Origin of the sequence: Nocardioides turkmenicus (assembly GCF_011045035.1) — a bacterium.
GTDB lineage: Bacteria > Actinomycetota > Actinomycetes > Propionibacteriales > Nocardioidaceae > Nocardioides > Nocardioides turkmenicus.
The window spans coordinates 1-13,992 of record NZ_JAALAA010000038.1 but is presented as its reverse complement, the minus strand read 5'-3'; the positions used below and the strand labels follow the sequence as shown (position 1 = coordinate 13,992).

The window sequence follows — 13,992 nt, the reverse complement described above, 5'->3', positions numbered from 1 at the left end:
GTCGACCCTCATCCGCACGATCAACGGTCTGGTGCCGGTCACCTCGGGGTCATGCGGAGACGTCCTCGGCGGTCAGCGAGCGACCGTAGATCGTCTCGAAGACCGCGTCGTCGGCCTCGGCGGCGGGACCGTCGAAGACCACCTGGCCTGCGCGCATGCCGATGATCCGGTCGGCGTAGCGCCGCGCCAGATCGAGGAAGTGCAGGTTGACCACGGTAGTGATACCGAGATCGCGGTTGATCCGTTGCAGGTCACGCATGACGAGGTTGGCCGTCGGCGGGTCCAGCGACGCGACCGGCTCGTCGGCGAGCACGACGGAAGGCTGCTGCGCGAGCGCTCGGGCGATCGCGACCCGCTGCTGCTGCCCGCCGGAGAGCTCGGAGGCGCGTACCCAGGCCTTCTCGACGATCCCGACGCGCTCCAGCGCCTCGAAGGCGATCTCCTTGTCGGCCTTGGTGTGTACGCCGAACGCCGACTGCAGCCACGACTGGGCGTGCAGCCGGCCGGTGAGCACGTTGCCCATGACCGAGCGGCGGGTCACCAGGTTGAACCCCTGGAAGATCATCCCGATCTCGGCCCGCAGCCGCCGCAGCCGGCGTCCGCGTGCGGTGGCCACCTCGGTCACGCCGACGGAGAGCGAGCCCGAGGTGACCGGCACCAGACCGTTGATCGTGCGGATGAGGGTCGACTTGCCGGCGCCGGAGAGCCCGACGACCACGACGAACTCCCCCTCCGGGATGGTCAAGGAGACCGTGTCCAGACCCCGGGTGCCGTTCGGGTAGACCACCGAGACGTCGTCGAAGACGATGCTGTGCCCGCCACCGTCCCCGGGATCCGAGCCGCTCATTCGCCGAAGTTCTCCTCCACGGACTTCGCCTTCTTCAGCGCTGCCGTGTCGACCTTCTCGAGACCCTCGATCTCGTAGACCGCCTCCAGCGTCTTGAGGCCCTTGGGGTCCTTCGCCATCGCGGTGAATGCGTCGGTCACCTTCGTACGCAGCTCCTTGGAGAGCCCGCCGGCGACGACGATGCCGTCGTTGGGGATCTCGGTGGAGTAGGCGAACACCACGACGTCGGAAGCGACCTTCGGCTCGTCGGCCGCGACCTCCTCGCGGGCGTCGTCGAAGCTCACCCCGATCGGGTAGTCGCCGCGCGCCACGGCCAGCACCGCGGCGTCGTGGTCGCCTGCGAACTGGGCGTCGAGGTCGACCAGCGCGTCGCCGCCGGTGATCTGCCCCCATTGCGTGGCCGGGTAGTAGTAGCCGGACGCCGACCCCTGGTCGACGAAGGCGATCGAGGTGCCCGGCTTGATCTTGGCCAGCGCCTCCTCACCGACGGGACCGGTCTTGGCGGCATCGGTGCCGTTGCAGTACTTGAAGCCCTCGACCACCTTGACCTCGTCGACGCAGTAGGTCTCGGGGTCGTTGGTGAACCACTGGGTGTGGTAGGTCCCCGAGCCGTAGCGCACCGACTGCAGGATCGGCACCGCGCCGGCCTGGTCCTCGGCCTGCACCATGCCGATCGGGCCGAGCATCGCGACCTGCGCCTGGTCGGACTTCATCGCCACGATCGCGGCCGCATAGCTCTCGGTCACCTCGGCGCGTACCGGGATCCCGATCCGGTCGCTGAGGAACGACTCCAGGCCCTTGGCGCTCTCCGTGATCGAGTCGACGTCGCCGGAGGGCACCAGCGACAGCACGATCTCCTCGGGATCCTCCGCGGGCGCGGTGCCGTCCTCCCCGCTGCCGCAGGCGGCGAGCGAGAGGGCGAGCGATGCGGCGGCACCGACCGCCAGCAACCGGGGGCTTCTCAACATTGGACAGACTCCTTGAGGGGGTGAGCTGCGAGGAAGGACGACGGGTCATTCGACCAGTCCAAGACCGCTGAGTACAGGTCTCTGAACGATCCTGCACGAACATGTGCCGGTCCCTGCCGGCGGTCGAAGGCGTCAACGTACGCAGCAACACAACCACGCTCGACGGCGGGAGCCAGGTCATTGCGCCAGATGTCGCCAACCGACATCAGCCACTCCGGCGTGTCGGCGGCGCCGACGGTGTCGAGGAAGGCGTCCAGGTGCCCGGTCATCCGGGTCGGCTTGAGGGCGTCGGTGCGCACCTCGTCGACCACGTCGCGTACGCCCAGATGCTCAAGCACCTCGTCCAGCCCGCTGCCGGGCGAGTTGGTCAGGATCACCCGGTACGCGTCGATCCCGGCGAGCAGGTCGACCAGGCCCTCGGGCGTGTGGATGTCGCCCGGGTTCGCGCTCATCTCCGCTCGGCTCGCGACGTACGCAGCGCTGAGCTCCTCTTCGGTGACACCGGCGGCAAGGCCCAGGATCTTGACGGCCTCGTAGCCGTCCTGAGCGCCCATCAGCGTCTTCGGGGCACTCTGGGGCAGCCGTTGCCCCAGAAACGCCTGTGCGGTCTCCAGGAGCGCCTCAGGGGCGTCGGTGAGGGCCGCCACCCGGGTGGCGTAGAGAAGAGCCGGTGTGTCTCCGAGACACACCGTGCCGTCCAGGTCGAGCACCAGCACCGGGCGAGGCAACGAGTCCACCTTCCAGGCGCGGGCCGTCGGGGGTCGGCCCTGCGCAACGCGATTACGTGTTGACTGGAACGTAGGTAAGGACGCTTCAGGACGCAAGCAGCATCGGCTTGGTGTCACACGCTATTTACTGCACTGCAGAATATCGACTCTGACCGGGACGAAGGCTCAAGCGACGCCCGACGCGCCGTCGGCTCAGGCGAGGGCAGACCCCGCCCGGTATTCCTCGAACGGGGTGTTCCAGTCGCCCCAGCCGTTGCTGAAGGTCATCTGGCGGTCGGTGCCGACGGTCTCGACGACGTCGCCGCGGCGGGTCATGTCGTAGAGGAACTTGGCGTTCTCGTCGCTCATCCCGGTGCAGCCGTGGGAGACGTTGGCGCGGCCCTGCTGCGCCACCGACCACGGCGCGCCGTGGATGAACTCGCCGGAGAACGTGAGCCGCATGGCCCACTTCACGCCCTCCATGTTGTAGTACTCCCGGTCGCCCTGGTTGATCCCGATGGTCTCGGAGTTCATGGTCTTGCGCCGGAACTTCTCGATGATCACCTTCACGCCGCTGCGGGTGATGAACCCTTCCTTGCCGGTCGTGATCGGGATGGTCTTGATCTTCTGGCCGTTCTTGAAGACCTCCATCTGGTGGGTCTGCGCGTTGGCCCGGTAGATGTGCGCGTCACCGGTCTTGAAGGTGATCTCGCGGTTCTTCTGGCCGAAGATGCCGTCGCCGGCGGGGACCGAGTTGATGTTGAGCTTCACGTTGATCGTGGAGTTGGCCTGCCAGTAGTTGCGCGGCCGGTAGTGGACCTCCTTGTCGCTCACCCAGTACCACGACCCTTCCTGCTTCGGCGTCGACTCGACCAGCATCTTCTTCTCGAAGGCGGCCTTGTTCTTCACCGGCAGGTCGTACGTCACGATGATCGGCATCCCGACGCCGACGGTCTCCCCGTCGAGCGGCGCGATCGACGGGTAGGTCTGGCGGTCCAGACCGAGGTCCTCGGTGGAGAAGGTGATCTGGCTCTTCTTCTGCAGGCCGTCGTCGCCGGTGGCGGTGACCGCGAGCGTGTAGGACGCGGTCGGCTCGAGCACGTCGCCCGCGCTCCAGCTGAGCCCGTCCTCGGTGATCGTGCCCCGCACCTTGGTGCCCTTGGCCCCGGTCAGCATCACTTCGTCGAGGCGCCCCTTGGCCACGTCGACCTTGATCACCTTGTCGACCGCGACGCCGGTCGCCTTGTCCTCGACGTTGGGCGTGATCTGCACCTTCGGCTCGGCCGGCTTCTTCGGCTCCTTCGAGGCCGGGTCGGCGCCGCATGCGACCAGCACGGGCGTCACGACCGCGGTCGCGGTGGTCAACAGCACCCGGCGGCGGGCGAGCAGGGACGGGCGGTGAAACGGTGACTGCGTTGACACGGTGAGACTGCTCCAGACCTGAATTTTTGAGCCCGCGCCCTGAACCGGGACGCGAGCGCGATAACCCTATCGGGCATTGCCAAGAGGCGCCCAAGAAAGGGAGCGGGGCCCGATCCGGTCTCGGATCGGGCCCCGCATACATCCTTGCTCAGTGCTTGAACTCGCCTCGGTAGTACTCGAAGTTCCAGCCGGCGGTGGCCAGCATGCCGAGCACGGCGGCGATGATGACCAGCCACCAGGCGGCCATCGCGATCGCGAGGACCACCAGGGCGAAGGTGAGACCGGCCCACAGCGGCCACCAGGAGAACGGCGGGAAGAAGCCGTACTCGCCGGCGCCCTCGGCGATGTCGCCGTCCTCGCGGTCCTCGGGACGCGGGTCCATCCGCATCGCGTGGAAGCCGAGGTAGACGGTGATCATCGCGAACAGCAGGGTGCACATGACCAGCGCCGAGGTGCCGGTCCAGTCGCCACCCTCCTCGGAGGCCGCGGTGACGAACCAGTAGGCCGGGGTGACCAGCACCATGAAGGCGGTGCAGACCACGAAGATCCAGGCTTCAGACTTCATCGGGCTCAGCCTTCCTTGTTGGAGCTGGTCGAGACGAGATCGTCCTCATCGTGCTCCAGCGCGGCGATCTCCGGGTGGTGGAGGTCGAAGGCCGGGGACTCCGAGCGGATCTTCGGGATGGAGACGAAGTTGTGGCGCGGCGCCGGGCAGGCGGTGGCCCACTCGAGCGAACGGCCCCAGCCCCACGGGTCGTCGACCTCGACGATCGGCGCGTGGCGCGAGACGTAGAGGTTGTAGAAGAACGGCAGCATCGACAGGCTCAGCAGGAACGCGCCCACGGTCGAGAACTGGTTGAGGAAGGTGAAGCCGTCGCTGGGCAGGTAGTCGGCGATACGCCGCTGCATGCCCTCGACACCGAGCCAGTGCTGGACCAGGAAGGTCGCGTGGAAGCCGACGAACAGCAGCCAGAAGTGGACCTTGCCGAGGCGCTCGTCGAGCATCCGGCCGGTCATCTTCGGCCACCAGAAGTAGAAGCCGGCGAACATCGCGAACACCACGGTGCCGAAGACGACGTAGTGGAAGTGCGCGACCACGAAGTAGGAGTCGGACACCTGGAAGTCGAGCGGCGGGCTCGCCAGGATGATGCCGGTCAGACCACCGAAGAGGAAGGTCGTCAGGAAGCCGATCGACCACAGCATCGGGGTGTCGAAGCTGACCGATCCGCCCCACATCGTGCCGATCCAGTTGAAGAACTTCACGCCGGTCGGGACCGCGATCAGGAACGTCATGCCGGAGAAGAACGGCAGGTTGACCGCTCCGGTGACGAACATGTGGTGCGCCCACACCGCCACCGAGAGGATCGCGATACCGAGGGTCGCGGCGACCAGGCCGATGTAGCCGAAGATCGGCTTGCGGCTGAAGACCGGGAGGATCTCGGAGATGATGCCGAAGAACGGCAGGGCGATGATGTAGACCTCGGGGTGGCCGAAGAACCAGAACAGGTGCTGCCACAGGATCGGGCCACCATGGGCGGCGTCGAAGACGTGGGAGCCGAACTGACGGTCGGACTCGAGCATCAGCAGCGCGGCGGCCAGGATCGGGAACGCGATCAGCGCGAGCAGCGCGGTGATCAGCACGTTCCAGGTGAAGATCGGCATCCGGAACATGGTCATGCCCGGCGCACGCATGCAGATGATCGTGGTGATGAAGTTGACCGAGCCGAGGATCGTGCCCAGACCGCTCATGTAGAGACCCATGATCCACAGGTCGCCACCGACACCCGGCGAGTACTGCGCGCTGGACAGCGGCGTGTAGGCGAACCAGCCGAAGTCAGCCGCGCCGGTCGGGGTGAAGAAGCCGCTGGCCGCGATGATCCCACCGAAGAGGTAGAGCCAGTAGCTGAACATGTTGAGTCGCGGGAAGGCGACGTCGGGCGCACCGATCTGGAGCGGCATGATCACGTTCGCGAAGCCGAAGAACAGCGGCGTCGCGAACAGCAGCAGCATGATCGTGCCGTGCATCGTGAACAGCTGGTTGAACAGCTCGTCGTTGACGACCTGCTGCCCCGGGAACGCCAGCTCCGAGCGCATCAGCAGCGCCATCAGGCCGCCGATGAGGAACCAGACGAACGACGTGACCAGGTACATCTTGCCGATCAGCTTGTGATCGGTGGTGGTCAGCAGCTGGTAGACGTGCTTACCGAGCGGCTTGCGGCCGCCGGCGACTGGGGGTGCAGCAGTGGCGGTCACTCGCCCTCCTCCTCGTTGTGGCTGGCGATGTCGTCGGTGGTGCGGGTGGACTTACCGCCACCGAGCAGCGGGCGCTCGGCCTCGAAGCCCTTCTGCGCCAGCGCGTCGACGTACGACTTGTAGTCGCTCTCGGAGAGGATCGCGACCTTGAAGATCATCCGGGCGTGGTAGACGCCGCAGAGCTCGTAGCAGGCGCCACGGAAGGTCTTGCCCTCGATGAGGTCGTTGGCACCCGGGTCGAAGGTGGCCGTGGCCTCCTTCGTGGTGATCGAGTAGTGGTTCACCCGACCCGGGACGACGTCCATCTTCATGCCGAACTCCGGGACACCGAAGTTGTGGATGACGTCGGCCGAGCGCAGGTTGAAGCGCGTGGTGGTCTTCTCCGGGAGGACCAGCGTCGGGATGTGCGAGCCGGTGCCCACGACGTAGCCGTAGCTGTCGTAGGGGTACTCGTCGTCGACGAGGTTCTCGTCAGCGCTGGCGTCCATCTCGCCGATGCCGTGGTTGAAGGTCCACTGCCACTGCTGGCCGGTGACCTCGATCACGTTCGTCGGGTTGGCGTCGTCCAGCATCTCGTTCTGGACCTTGACCGTGTGGTCGAAGAACACGATCACCATCAGGACCGGGGCGATCGTGTAGAAGATCTCCAGCGGCAGGTTGTAACGCGTCTGGACCGGGATGTCGGCGTCGCTGCGGCGCCGGTAGCGCCAGATCGCCCAGAAGATGAGCCCCCAGGTCAGGATGCCGGTCAGCAGCGCGGCGATCCAGGCGCCCTGCCACAGGGCGAGGTTGTGCTCCCCCTGCTCAGAACGTGGCTCGGGGAAGCCGAAACGCGCCGCCTCGTCCGAACAACCACTCAGCAGGAGGGCGCCGGCCGTCAGCGTCGCCACCAGCGCACCACGGCGGGCGCGGGCGTGGGACGGAGTCGATCCGGCCCCTGGCAAGTGCAGACCCACTACGAGCCTCTCTCTCATGCGAACACTCAGATGCCCGCAGACTACCGCGAGCGCCTCCGGATTCATCTTCAGGGGTTCCTCATGTCGCGTGTGGCTACCGTTGGGTCCTGTGACCGACAGCTTCACCTACCTCGACGCCGCCTCGGCCGAACCGCTCCACCCGGCGGCCCGGGACGTGCTTCTGGCCGCGGCGGAGCAGGGGTACGCCGACCCGCGCCGCCTGCACCGACCTGCCCGCAACGCCGGGCTGCTGCTCTCGAACGCGCGCGAGGTCGTGGCCGAGGCACTGGGCGTACGCCGCGATGAGGTGCTTTTCACATCGTCGGGCACCGCCGCGGTGCAGGCCGGGCTGCTGGGGCTCGGCTCGCGTGGCATCGGTCACAGTGCCGTCGAGCACCAGGCCGTCATCGACGCCGCCCGCTGGTCGCAGCGCTCCCCCGTCACCGAGCTCGCCGTCGATCGCGAGGCGCGGGTCGAGGTGGCCGCCGTGCGCGACGCCGTCGCGGCCGGGGATGTCGACGTCGTCGCGGTCCAGCAGGCAAACCACGAGGTCGGCACCGTGCAGCCGATGGACGAGGTCGCCGACGCGACCGGCCCGGCCGCCCTCTTCATCGACGCCTGCGCCTCCATGGGACGGCTTCCTCTGCCCCCGGTCGGCGACGCGATCGCCGGCTCCGCCCGCAAGTGGGGTGGCCCCGGCGGTGTGGGAGTGCTGGTCGTGCGCAGGTCGGCGAGGTGGCGCTGGCCGTTCCCGGGCGATGAGTGGTCGCGTACGGATCAGGGGTTCTCGAACATCCCCGGGGCTCTGGCCGCCGCGGCGGCCCTCCAGGCCGTCGTCGCCGAGCGCGACGAGGTCAACGCCCGCCAGCACCAGCTGATCTCGCTGGTCCGGGAGCGCGTCCGGGCGGAGGTCCCCGACGTGGACGTCGCGGGGCCGGACGAGGACCGTCTTCCCCACCTGGTGACGTTCTCGGCCCTGTACGTCGACGGCGAGGCGCTGGTGACCGCGCTCGACCGGCTCGGCGCCGGTGTCGCGAGCGGATCGGCCTGCACGTCGGACACCCGCGAGCCGTCTCGCGTGCTTGCTGCCATGGGAGCGCTGACACACGGTAACGTTCGGCTGTCGCTGACCCGCGACACGACGCGAGAGGATGTGGAGCGCGTGCTCGACGCACTGCCCGGGATCGTCAAGGACCTGCGCGCCGAGGCGGGGCTATGAGCGAGCGCAGGCGAGCGAATCATCGAGGCATCACACGACCGCGCCCGTATTCTGGCGCTTGCGCTACGGGCGTGGTCGTGTGAGCGCGCCGGTCATCACCCTCGACTGCCGCGGCCAGGCATGCCCGCGGCCCATCATCGAGCTCGGCCGCCACCTCGGCGACGTCGAGATCGGCGAGGTCATCGCCGTCGCTGCCGACGACGTCGCCGCCCACCACGACGTCCCTGCCTGGGCCCGGATGCGCGGGCAGGAGTTCGTCGGCGAGGTGGAAGCAGAAGACGGCGTACCCGTGTATCGGATACGCCGTCTCAGCTGACGAGATTCAGCTCTTGATGTGCGAGGCGATCTGGTCGGCGGCGGTGTCGCCGTAGGACTCGCGCACGCGGGCGACGAACTCCTCGGCGGTGAAGGAGTACTCCTGCGGGCCGACGGTCTCGACGCAGTAGGCAGCCAGGACGCAGCCGACCTCGGCGGCCTGCTCGAGCTCGCAGTCCCAGGCCAGCGCGGCCAGGAAGCCGGCGCGGAAGGCGTCGCCGACACCGGTCGGCTCGACGGCGTTCACGTTCTTGGCGGCGGGCAGCTGGATCGGGTCCTCGCCCTTGCGCTGGATGCGTACGCCGTCCTTGCCGAGCGTGGTGACCTGGGTGCCGACGCGGGCCAGGACCTCGTCGGCCGACCAGCCGGTCTTCTGCTGGAGGACGTGCGACTCGTACTCGTTGGTGAACAGGTAGGCGGCGCCGTCGACGAGCTCGCGGATGAGCTCACCGTCGCCGAAGGCGAGCTGCTGGCTGGGGTCGGAGATGAAGGTGTAGCCGCGCTGGCGCGCCTCCTCGGTGTGACGCTTCATCGCGTCGGGGTCGTCGGGGGCGATCAGGACGAAGGCCGGCTCGCCGACCTTCTCCGCGATCGGGCCGAGCTCGATCTCGCGGGCCTCGGCCATCGCACCCGGGTAGAAGCTGGCGAACTGCGCCATCGCGGTGTCGGTGGTGCACACGAACCGCGCTGTGTGCAGCGTCTCGGAGACGCGCAGGTGGTCGCAGTTGACGCCGTGGCGCTCGAGCCAGGAGCGGTAGTCGGCGAAGTCCTCGCCGACCGCACCGACGAGCACCGGCGCGAGGCCGAGGTTGGCCAGGCCGAAGGAGATGTTGGCCCCGACGCCACCACGGCGGATCTCGAGGTCGTTGACCAGGAAGCTCACCGAGAGCTTGTCGAGCTGGTCGGCGACCAGCGAGTCGGCGAACTTTCCGCCGAAGCTCATCAGGTGGTCGGTGGCGATGGAGCCTGCGATCAGGAGTGAACCGGACATGCGCGGAACCCTACCGGCGAGACCTCGGGCGACGTTAAGGCTCGGCCGTGGACAGGAGATGAAATATTACTCTCGAGTCGCCCTTCTTCTACCCGTTGGTAGTGCTTACCGTCGTTTGCATGACCGACATGCGCGTTCCGTACGACGACCTCGACAGCCCCGCGCAGCTCTGCGCCGACTGTGCCGCTGCCGACAGCGCGCTGCGCCTGCCCACCCCGCGGGCGCGGGCGACGGCCCGGCCGGCACCGACGGTGCGGATGCAGTCCCGCGAGCCGCGCGACGCCGCCATGCTCGAGGCGATCGGGCACGTCGCCGACGATCTCGCCCTGACCTGATTCTCCTCGGAGAAAGCCAGCAGCCCCTGCCGATCGGCAGGGGCTGCTGTGCGTACGCCTCAGATCAGTGGAACGAGTCACCACAGGCGCAGGAGCCGGTGGCGTTGGGGTTGTCGATGGTGAACCCCTGCTTCTCGATGGTGTCCACGAAGTCGATCATCGCGCCGTTGAGGTAGGGAACGCTCATCCGGTCGACGACGACGGAGACGCCGTCGAAGTCGGTGACGACGTCACCGTCGAGGGTGCGCTCGTCGAAGAAGAGCTGGTAGCGCAGGCCGGAGCAGCCACCGGGCTGCACGGAGATGCGCAGGCTCAGGTCGTCGCGGCCTTCCTGCTCCAGGAGGCTCTTCACCTTCGCGGCGGCAACGTCGCTCAGGTTGATGGAGTCGGCGCGGCGTTCGGTCGTCTGCTCGGTCATGTAGCTGGGCTCCCTGTGCGTGGGTGCGGGTGTGTCTCAGGGTCAATCGTCGCACATCCGCGGTTATTCCCGGTGGTCGGCGGACCACGTCCGAGCCACCCTGGCGGCGACCTGGACCAGGGAGTCGTACGCCTGGCTCAGCGCCCGCTCCTCGCCGACGCTGTCCACGAGCGAGTAGGCGGCGTCGATCCCGAGCGTACGCATCTCGCGCCCGCTCATGCTCACCTTCCCGGCCAGCACGATGCAGGGACGCAGCGCCTGCTCGGCGAGCCGCGCCACCCCGGCCGGCACCTTCCCCGAGGCGCTCTGCGGGTCGAAGGAGCCCTCGCCGGTGATCACCAGGTTGGCCCGGGAGGCCAGGTCGGGCAGCCCGAGCAGGTCGGCGACGACGTCGAACCCCGGCCGCCGGGTGGCCCCGAGGAGCAGCAGCGCGAACCCCATCCCGCCGGCGGCTCCCGCGCCCTTCTCGGTCGCGACCTTGCGAGAGGTCGCGGCCGCCAGGTCCTGGAGCGCGCCGTCCCAGCGTGGCATGGCCTCCTCGATGAGCCCCTTCTGCGCGCCGTACACCTTGATCGCGCCGAAGAGGCCGGTCAGCGGGTTGTCGACGTCGCTGGCGATCACGATCTCGAGGCCCAGCGGCTCGGGCAGCGTGACCTCGGTGATGCCCTCCAGCCCCGCGACACCGGCGTCGAGCGGCCGGTCGGCGGTGGCACCCAGCGCGGCGAGCAGCCCCGCTCCCCCGTCACTCGTCCCCGAGCCGCCCAGCCCGACCACGACCTTGCTCGCCCCGGCGTCGCGGGCGGCGAGCAGCAGCTGCCCGACCCCGTACGAGGTCGCCTGCTCGGCTCCCTTCCCGCCGGTCAGGTGCAGACCCGCTGCCTGGGCCGACTCGACGTAGGCGGCCTCACCCTCGACCAGCACCTGCGCGGTGACCGGCTCCCCGTGCGGGCCTCTGACCTCGACCTCGCGGAGGTCGCCGCCGAGGACGTCGTGCAGCAGCTCGAGGAATCCGGGCCCGCCGTCGGCCATCGGCGCCAGCGAGAGCTCGTCGCGGGGAGCCGTACGCCGCCACCCCTCCGCGATCGCGGCGGCCGCCTGGGAGGCTGTCAGCGTGCCGGCGTACTTGTCGGGGGCGATCAGCACTCGCATGGCGGAAACCTACCCGCGTACAGAAGGCCATGGGTGGGCGGCCTGACCGTATTCATTGTCCTGACCGTTGCGGTTACGTCGCGTTGAGGTCGTTTCGCGCGGATCTTCGGGCGGCGCCGGACCAGCGACTCAGAGGCCAGACGGATCAGTGGGTTCTGGACCTGGTGGGCACAGAAGGGCGCCCTGGCCTGCGGTGCCGCACTCAACGCCGACGACCAGGACGCGCTGGTCGCCCTGCTGGCCCGGCGCGTCGACGCGATCGAAGCGGGTCTGAGCTGGGAGGTCGGCCCCGGGCGACCAGCGCCCGCCGGTCGACGACCCGGTCGAGGCGGTGCTGAGCACGCCAGGTGGGGCCGCGATCCGGCTGGCCGACATGCTGGTCACGGCGCGACGGCTTCGGCCTCGACGGGCTGCGCGCCGCGGTGAAGAACCTCCGCAAGGAGTACGTCGACCCCGACGGCAACCCCGCCTGGGTGCTGCTCCGCGGGGAGAGCCCGCAGGGTCCGGTGGTCGCGAGCGCGGTCGTGCCACTGCACCCGGTCACGGCACCCAACCTCACCCACCACGTCGGCGTGATGGTCCCTACGTCGGCTTCGCCGAGCGGGGTCTGCCCTCGGCCGACGCTCTTCGCGAGCTCGGGCGGCTCGAGGACCGGCTGACCTCCACGCTCGGTCCCGACGGTCGGGTCGTGGCCCACGAGACCACCAATGGCGTACGCCTCCTGCACGCCTACGTCGACCCCACCACCTCCGCCCCGCAGCGGCTGGTGGAGACGGTCGAAGGCTGGGCCTACGGCGACCTCGTCACCCGCGGGTCGACACCGACCCCGGATGGGACGCCGTCCGCCCGCTGCGCGCCTGACCCGGGGCCGCGGCCGGTACCACGATGTGATCCAGGCCACCGGGCCTTCGGGGCCCGGGCATGTATTATCGTCATCATGACGACTGTCGACCTCCCGCTGCTCCCCCTGGGGCGTGGCACCGACCTGAACTCCGAGCGTGGCGTGGAGTGCCCCGGCGACCTGCCGGCGGCTTCCGACCCCGACCTGGTCAAGCGCGCGCTCGCCGCCAAGGAGAAGCTCGGCGACAAGGTGTTCGTCCTCGGACACCACTACCAGCGCGACGAGGTCATCCAGTTCGCCGACGTGACCGGTGACTCCTTCAAGCTCGCGCGCGACGCGGCCGCCCGGCCCGACGCGGAGTACATCGTCTTCTGCGGCGTGCACTTCATGGCCGAGTCCGCCGACATCCTGACCTCGCCGTCGCAGGCCGTCATCCTCCCCGACCTCGCCGCCGGCTGCTCGATGGCCGACATGGCGCGGCTCGGCCAGGTCGAGAAGGCCTGGTCGGCTCTGGAGGAAGCGGGGGTCGCCGAGCAGGTCGTGCCGGTGACCTACATGAACTCCTCCGCCGACATCAAGGCGTTCTGCGGCCGCCACGACGGCGTCGTGTGCACCTCGTCCAACGCGCAGACCGTGCTGGAGTGGGCCTTCGAGCAGAAGGACGACGCCAAGGTCCTCTTCTTCCCCGACCAGCACCTCGGCCGCAACACCGCGGTCCTGAAGCTCGGCATGTCGCTGGACGACTGCGTGGTCTGGGACCCGCTCAAGCCCGGCGGCGGCGTCACCGCCGAGGAGCTCAAGGCGGCGAAGATGATCCTGTGGAAGGGACACTGCTCGGTCCACGGCCGCTTCTCCCCCGACACCATCGACGAGCTGCGCGCCGAGATCCCGGGCGTGCAGATCCTGGTCCACCCCGAGTGCCAGCACGAGGTCGTCCTCAAGGCCGACCTGGTCGGCTCGACCGAGTTCATCATCAACACCATCGAGGCCGCTCCGCCCGGCTCGGCCTGGGCGATCGGCACCGAGCTCAACCTCGTCAAGCGTCTGGCCGCCGCCCACCCCGACATGCGGATCGTCTTCCTCGACCGCACCGTCTGCTACTGCTCCACGATGAACCGCATCGACCTCCCCCACTTCGTCTGGGCGCTCGAGTCGCTCGTCGAGGGGCAGGTCGTCAACCGCATCGAGGTCGACGCCGAGACCGAGCACTACGCCAAGCTCGCGCTCCAGCGGATGCTCGACCTCCCGGGTAAGACCGAGAAGGACTGACCCTCCCGCCGAGTCCGCACGTATGGCGGGCCGAGTCCGCACTTGTGGGCGACGAATGTAGAGATTCGTCGCCCACAAGTGATTTCTCGACGTCCGTTTCTGCGGTTTCGCTTGGGATCAGTGGGTGGGAAGACGTACGGCGATCGTGGTGTCTCCGGGCTTGCTGGTGAGCCTCACCGTGCCGCCGTGGGCGGTGACGATGGCGTGGACGAGGGCGAGGCCGAGGCCGGCGCCGCCGTCGCGCTGACGGGCCTCGTCGGCGCGGGTGAAGCGCTCGAACGCGTGCGGGACGAGGGCGGGCG

The 13,992-nt window shown here is 68.7% G+C and carries 16 protein-coding genes; 5 read left to right on the top strand and 11 right to left on the bottom strand.

All coding sequences use genetic code 11. The annotated features are described in order from the left end of the window. Positions 1-49: 49 nt before the first annotated feature. The 7 genes from phnC to ctaC all read right to left on the bottom strand — a co-directional run bounded on the left by phnC (position 50) and on the right by ctaC (position 7,087). Entirely contained in the window at positions 50-847 is a 798-nt protein-coding gene (gene phnC, locus G5C66_RS25250; protein ID WP_165114504.1) for a phosphonate ABC transporter ATP-binding protein, read from the bottom strand. Next, complete coding sequence (phnD, locus tag G5C66_RS25245) at positions 844-1,815, bottom strand: phosphate/phosphite/phosphonate ABC transporter substrate-binding protein (RefSeq protein ID WP_241248858.1); 972 nt, start codon at positions 1,813-1,815, stop codon at positions 844-846. The genes phnC and phnD overlap by 4 nt, the downstream gene beginning before the upstream one ends. After that, positions 1,809-2,543 carry an HAD family hydrolase gene (locus G5C66_RS25240; RefSeq protein ID WP_165114501.1) on the bottom strand — a complete coding sequence of 245 codons (735 nt, stop codon included), beginning with the start codon at positions 2,541-2,543 and terminating at the stop codon, positions 1,809-1,811. Before G5C66_RS25240 ends, phnD begins: the two co-directional genes overlap by 7 nt. A gap of 192 nt (positions 2,544-2,735) precedes the next feature. Beyond that, the gene (locus tag G5C66_RS25235) at positions 2,736-3,944 is read right to left on the bottom strand and encodes a L,D-transpeptidase (protein WP_338144321.1); all 1,209 of its coding nucleotides are present in this window, start codon (positions 3,942-3,944) and stop codon (positions 2,736-2,738) included. A 148-nt stretch (positions 3,945-4,092) separates the two neighbouring features. Beyond that, positions 4,093-4,509 carry a cytochrome c oxidase subunit 4 gene (locus tag G5C66_RS25230; RefSeq protein WP_165114498.1) on the bottom strand — a complete coding sequence of 139 codons (417 nt, stop codon included), beginning with the start codon at positions 4,507-4,509 and terminating at the stop codon, positions 4,093-4,095. A 5-nt stretch (positions 4,510-4,514) separates the two neighbouring features. Continuing rightward, on the bottom strand, positions 4,515-6,197 hold the full coding sequence (gene ctaD, locus G5C66_RS25225; protein ID WP_165114495.1) for an aa3-type cytochrome oxidase subunit I: 1,683 nt from the start codon (positions 6,195-6,197) through the stop codon (positions 4,515-4,517). Beyond that, positions 6,194-7,087, bottom strand: coding sequence for an aa3-type cytochrome oxidase subunit II (ctaC, locus tag G5C66_RS25220; protein ID WP_165114492.1), 894 nt, complete (start codon positions 7,085-7,087; stop codon positions 6,194-6,196). Before ctaC ends, ctaD begins: the two co-directional genes overlap by 4 nt. Before the next feature lie 175 nt (positions 7,088-7,262). Between ctaC and G5C66_RS25215 the strand changes: the two genes are divergently transcribed. Together G5C66_RS25215 and G5C66_RS25210 are read left to right on the top strand one after the other, a co-directional pair. Then, positions 7,263-8,372 carry an aminotransferase class V-fold PLP-dependent enzyme gene (locus tag G5C66_RS25215; protein ID WP_165114489.1) on the top strand — a complete coding sequence of 370 codons (1,110 nt, stop codon included), beginning with the start codon at positions 7,263-7,265 and terminating at the stop codon, positions 8,370-8,372. A 79-nt stretch (positions 8,373-8,451) separates the two neighbouring features. Continuing rightward, positions 8,452-8,688, top strand: coding sequence for a sulfurtransferase TusA family protein (locus G5C66_RS25210; RefSeq protein ID WP_165114486.1), 237 nt, complete (start codon positions 8,452-8,454; stop codon positions 8,686-8,688). 6 nt (positions 8,689-8,694) lie between these two features. Here the strand turns inward: G5C66_RS25210 and G5C66_RS25205 are convergent, their stop codons facing one another. Continuing rightward, positions 8,695-9,678, bottom strand: a complete 984-nt coding sequence (locus tag G5C66_RS25205) for a carbohydrate kinase family protein (protein WP_165114483.1) — start codon at positions 9,676-9,678, stop codon at positions 8,695-8,697. Positions 9,679-9,797: 119 nt separating this feature from the next. Between G5C66_RS25205 and G5C66_RS25200 the strand changes: the two genes are divergently transcribed. Further along, positions 9,798-10,013, top strand: coding sequence for a hypothetical protein (locus G5C66_RS25200; protein WP_165114480.1), 216 nt, complete (start codon positions 9,798-9,800; stop codon positions 10,011-10,013). 64 nt (positions 10,014-10,077) lie between these two features. On the opposite strand, the gene erpA is transcribed toward G5C66_RS25200, so the two are convergent. Together erpA and G5C66_RS25190 are read right to left on the bottom strand one after the other, a co-directional pair. Next, complete coding sequence (gene erpA / locus G5C66_RS25195) at positions 10,078-10,431, bottom strand: iron-sulfur cluster insertion protein ErpA (RefSeq protein WP_165114477.1); 354 nt, start codon at positions 10,429-10,431, stop codon at positions 10,078-10,080. Positions 10,432-10,494: 63 nt separating this feature from the next. Then, on the bottom strand, positions 10,495-11,580 hold the full coding sequence (locus G5C66_RS25190) for a glycerate kinase family protein (RefSeq protein ID WP_165114474.1): 1,086 nt from the start codon (positions 11,578-11,580) through the stop codon (positions 10,495-10,497). A gap of 347 nt (positions 11,581-11,927) precedes the next feature. On the opposite strand from G5C66_RS25190, the gene G5C66_RS25185 reads away from it, so the two are divergent. After that, on the top strand, positions 11,928-12,239 hold the full coding sequence (locus tag G5C66_RS25185; RefSeq protein WP_165114471.1) for a hypothetical protein: 312 nt from the start codon (positions 11,928-11,930) through the stop codon (positions 12,237-12,239). A 278-nt stretch (positions 12,240-12,517) separates the two neighbouring features. Further along, positions 12,518-13,690 carry a quinolinate synthase NadA gene (gene nadA / locus G5C66_RS25180; RefSeq protein WP_165114468.1) on the top strand — a complete coding sequence of 391 codons (1,173 nt, stop codon included), beginning with the start codon at positions 12,518-12,520 and terminating at the stop codon, positions 13,688-13,690. 117 nt (positions 13,691-13,807) lie between these two features. Here nadA and G5C66_RS25175 read toward each other — a convergent pair. Next, positions 13,808-13,992: ATP-binding protein (locus G5C66_RS25175; RefSeq protein WP_165114465.1), on the bottom strand; the 185-nt coding region annotated here is incomplete at its 5' end.

What these genes read in the sequence shown, in the direction of transcription:
- phnC (WP_165114504.1), bottom strand. Translation starts at nt 847, where the DNA reads ATGAGCGGCTCGGATCCCGGGGACGGTGGCGGGCACAGCATCGTCTTC.
- phnD (WP_241248858.1), bottom strand. Translation starts at nt 1,815, where the DNA reads ATGTTGAGAAGCCCCCGGTTGCTGGCGGTCGGTGCCGCCGCATCGCTC.
- G5C66_RS25230 (WP_165114498.1), bottom strand. Translation starts at nt 4,509, where the DNA reads ATGAAGTCTGAAGCCTGGATCTTCGTGGTCTGCACCGCCTTCATGGTG.
- G5C66_RS25205 (WP_165114483.1), bottom strand. Translation starts at nt 9,678, where the DNA reads ATGTCCGGTTCACTCCTGATCGCAGGCTCCATCGCCACCGACCACCTG.
- G5C66_RS25200 (WP_165114480.1), top strand. Translation starts at nt 9,798, where the DNA reads ATGACCGACATGCGCGTTCCGTACGACGACCTCGACAGCCCCGCGCAG.
- erpA (WP_165114477.1), bottom strand. Translation starts at nt 10,431, where the DNA reads ATGACCGAGCAGACGACCGAACGCCGCGCCGACTCCATCAACCTGAGC.
- G5C66_RS25190 (WP_165114474.1), bottom strand. Translation starts at nt 11,580, where the DNA reads ATGCGAGTGCTGATCGCCCCCGACAAGTACGCCGGCACGCTGACAGCC.
- nadA (WP_165114468.1), top strand. Translation starts at nt 12,518, where the DNA reads ATGACGACTGTCGACCTCCCGCTGCTCCCCCTGGGGCGTGGCACCGAC.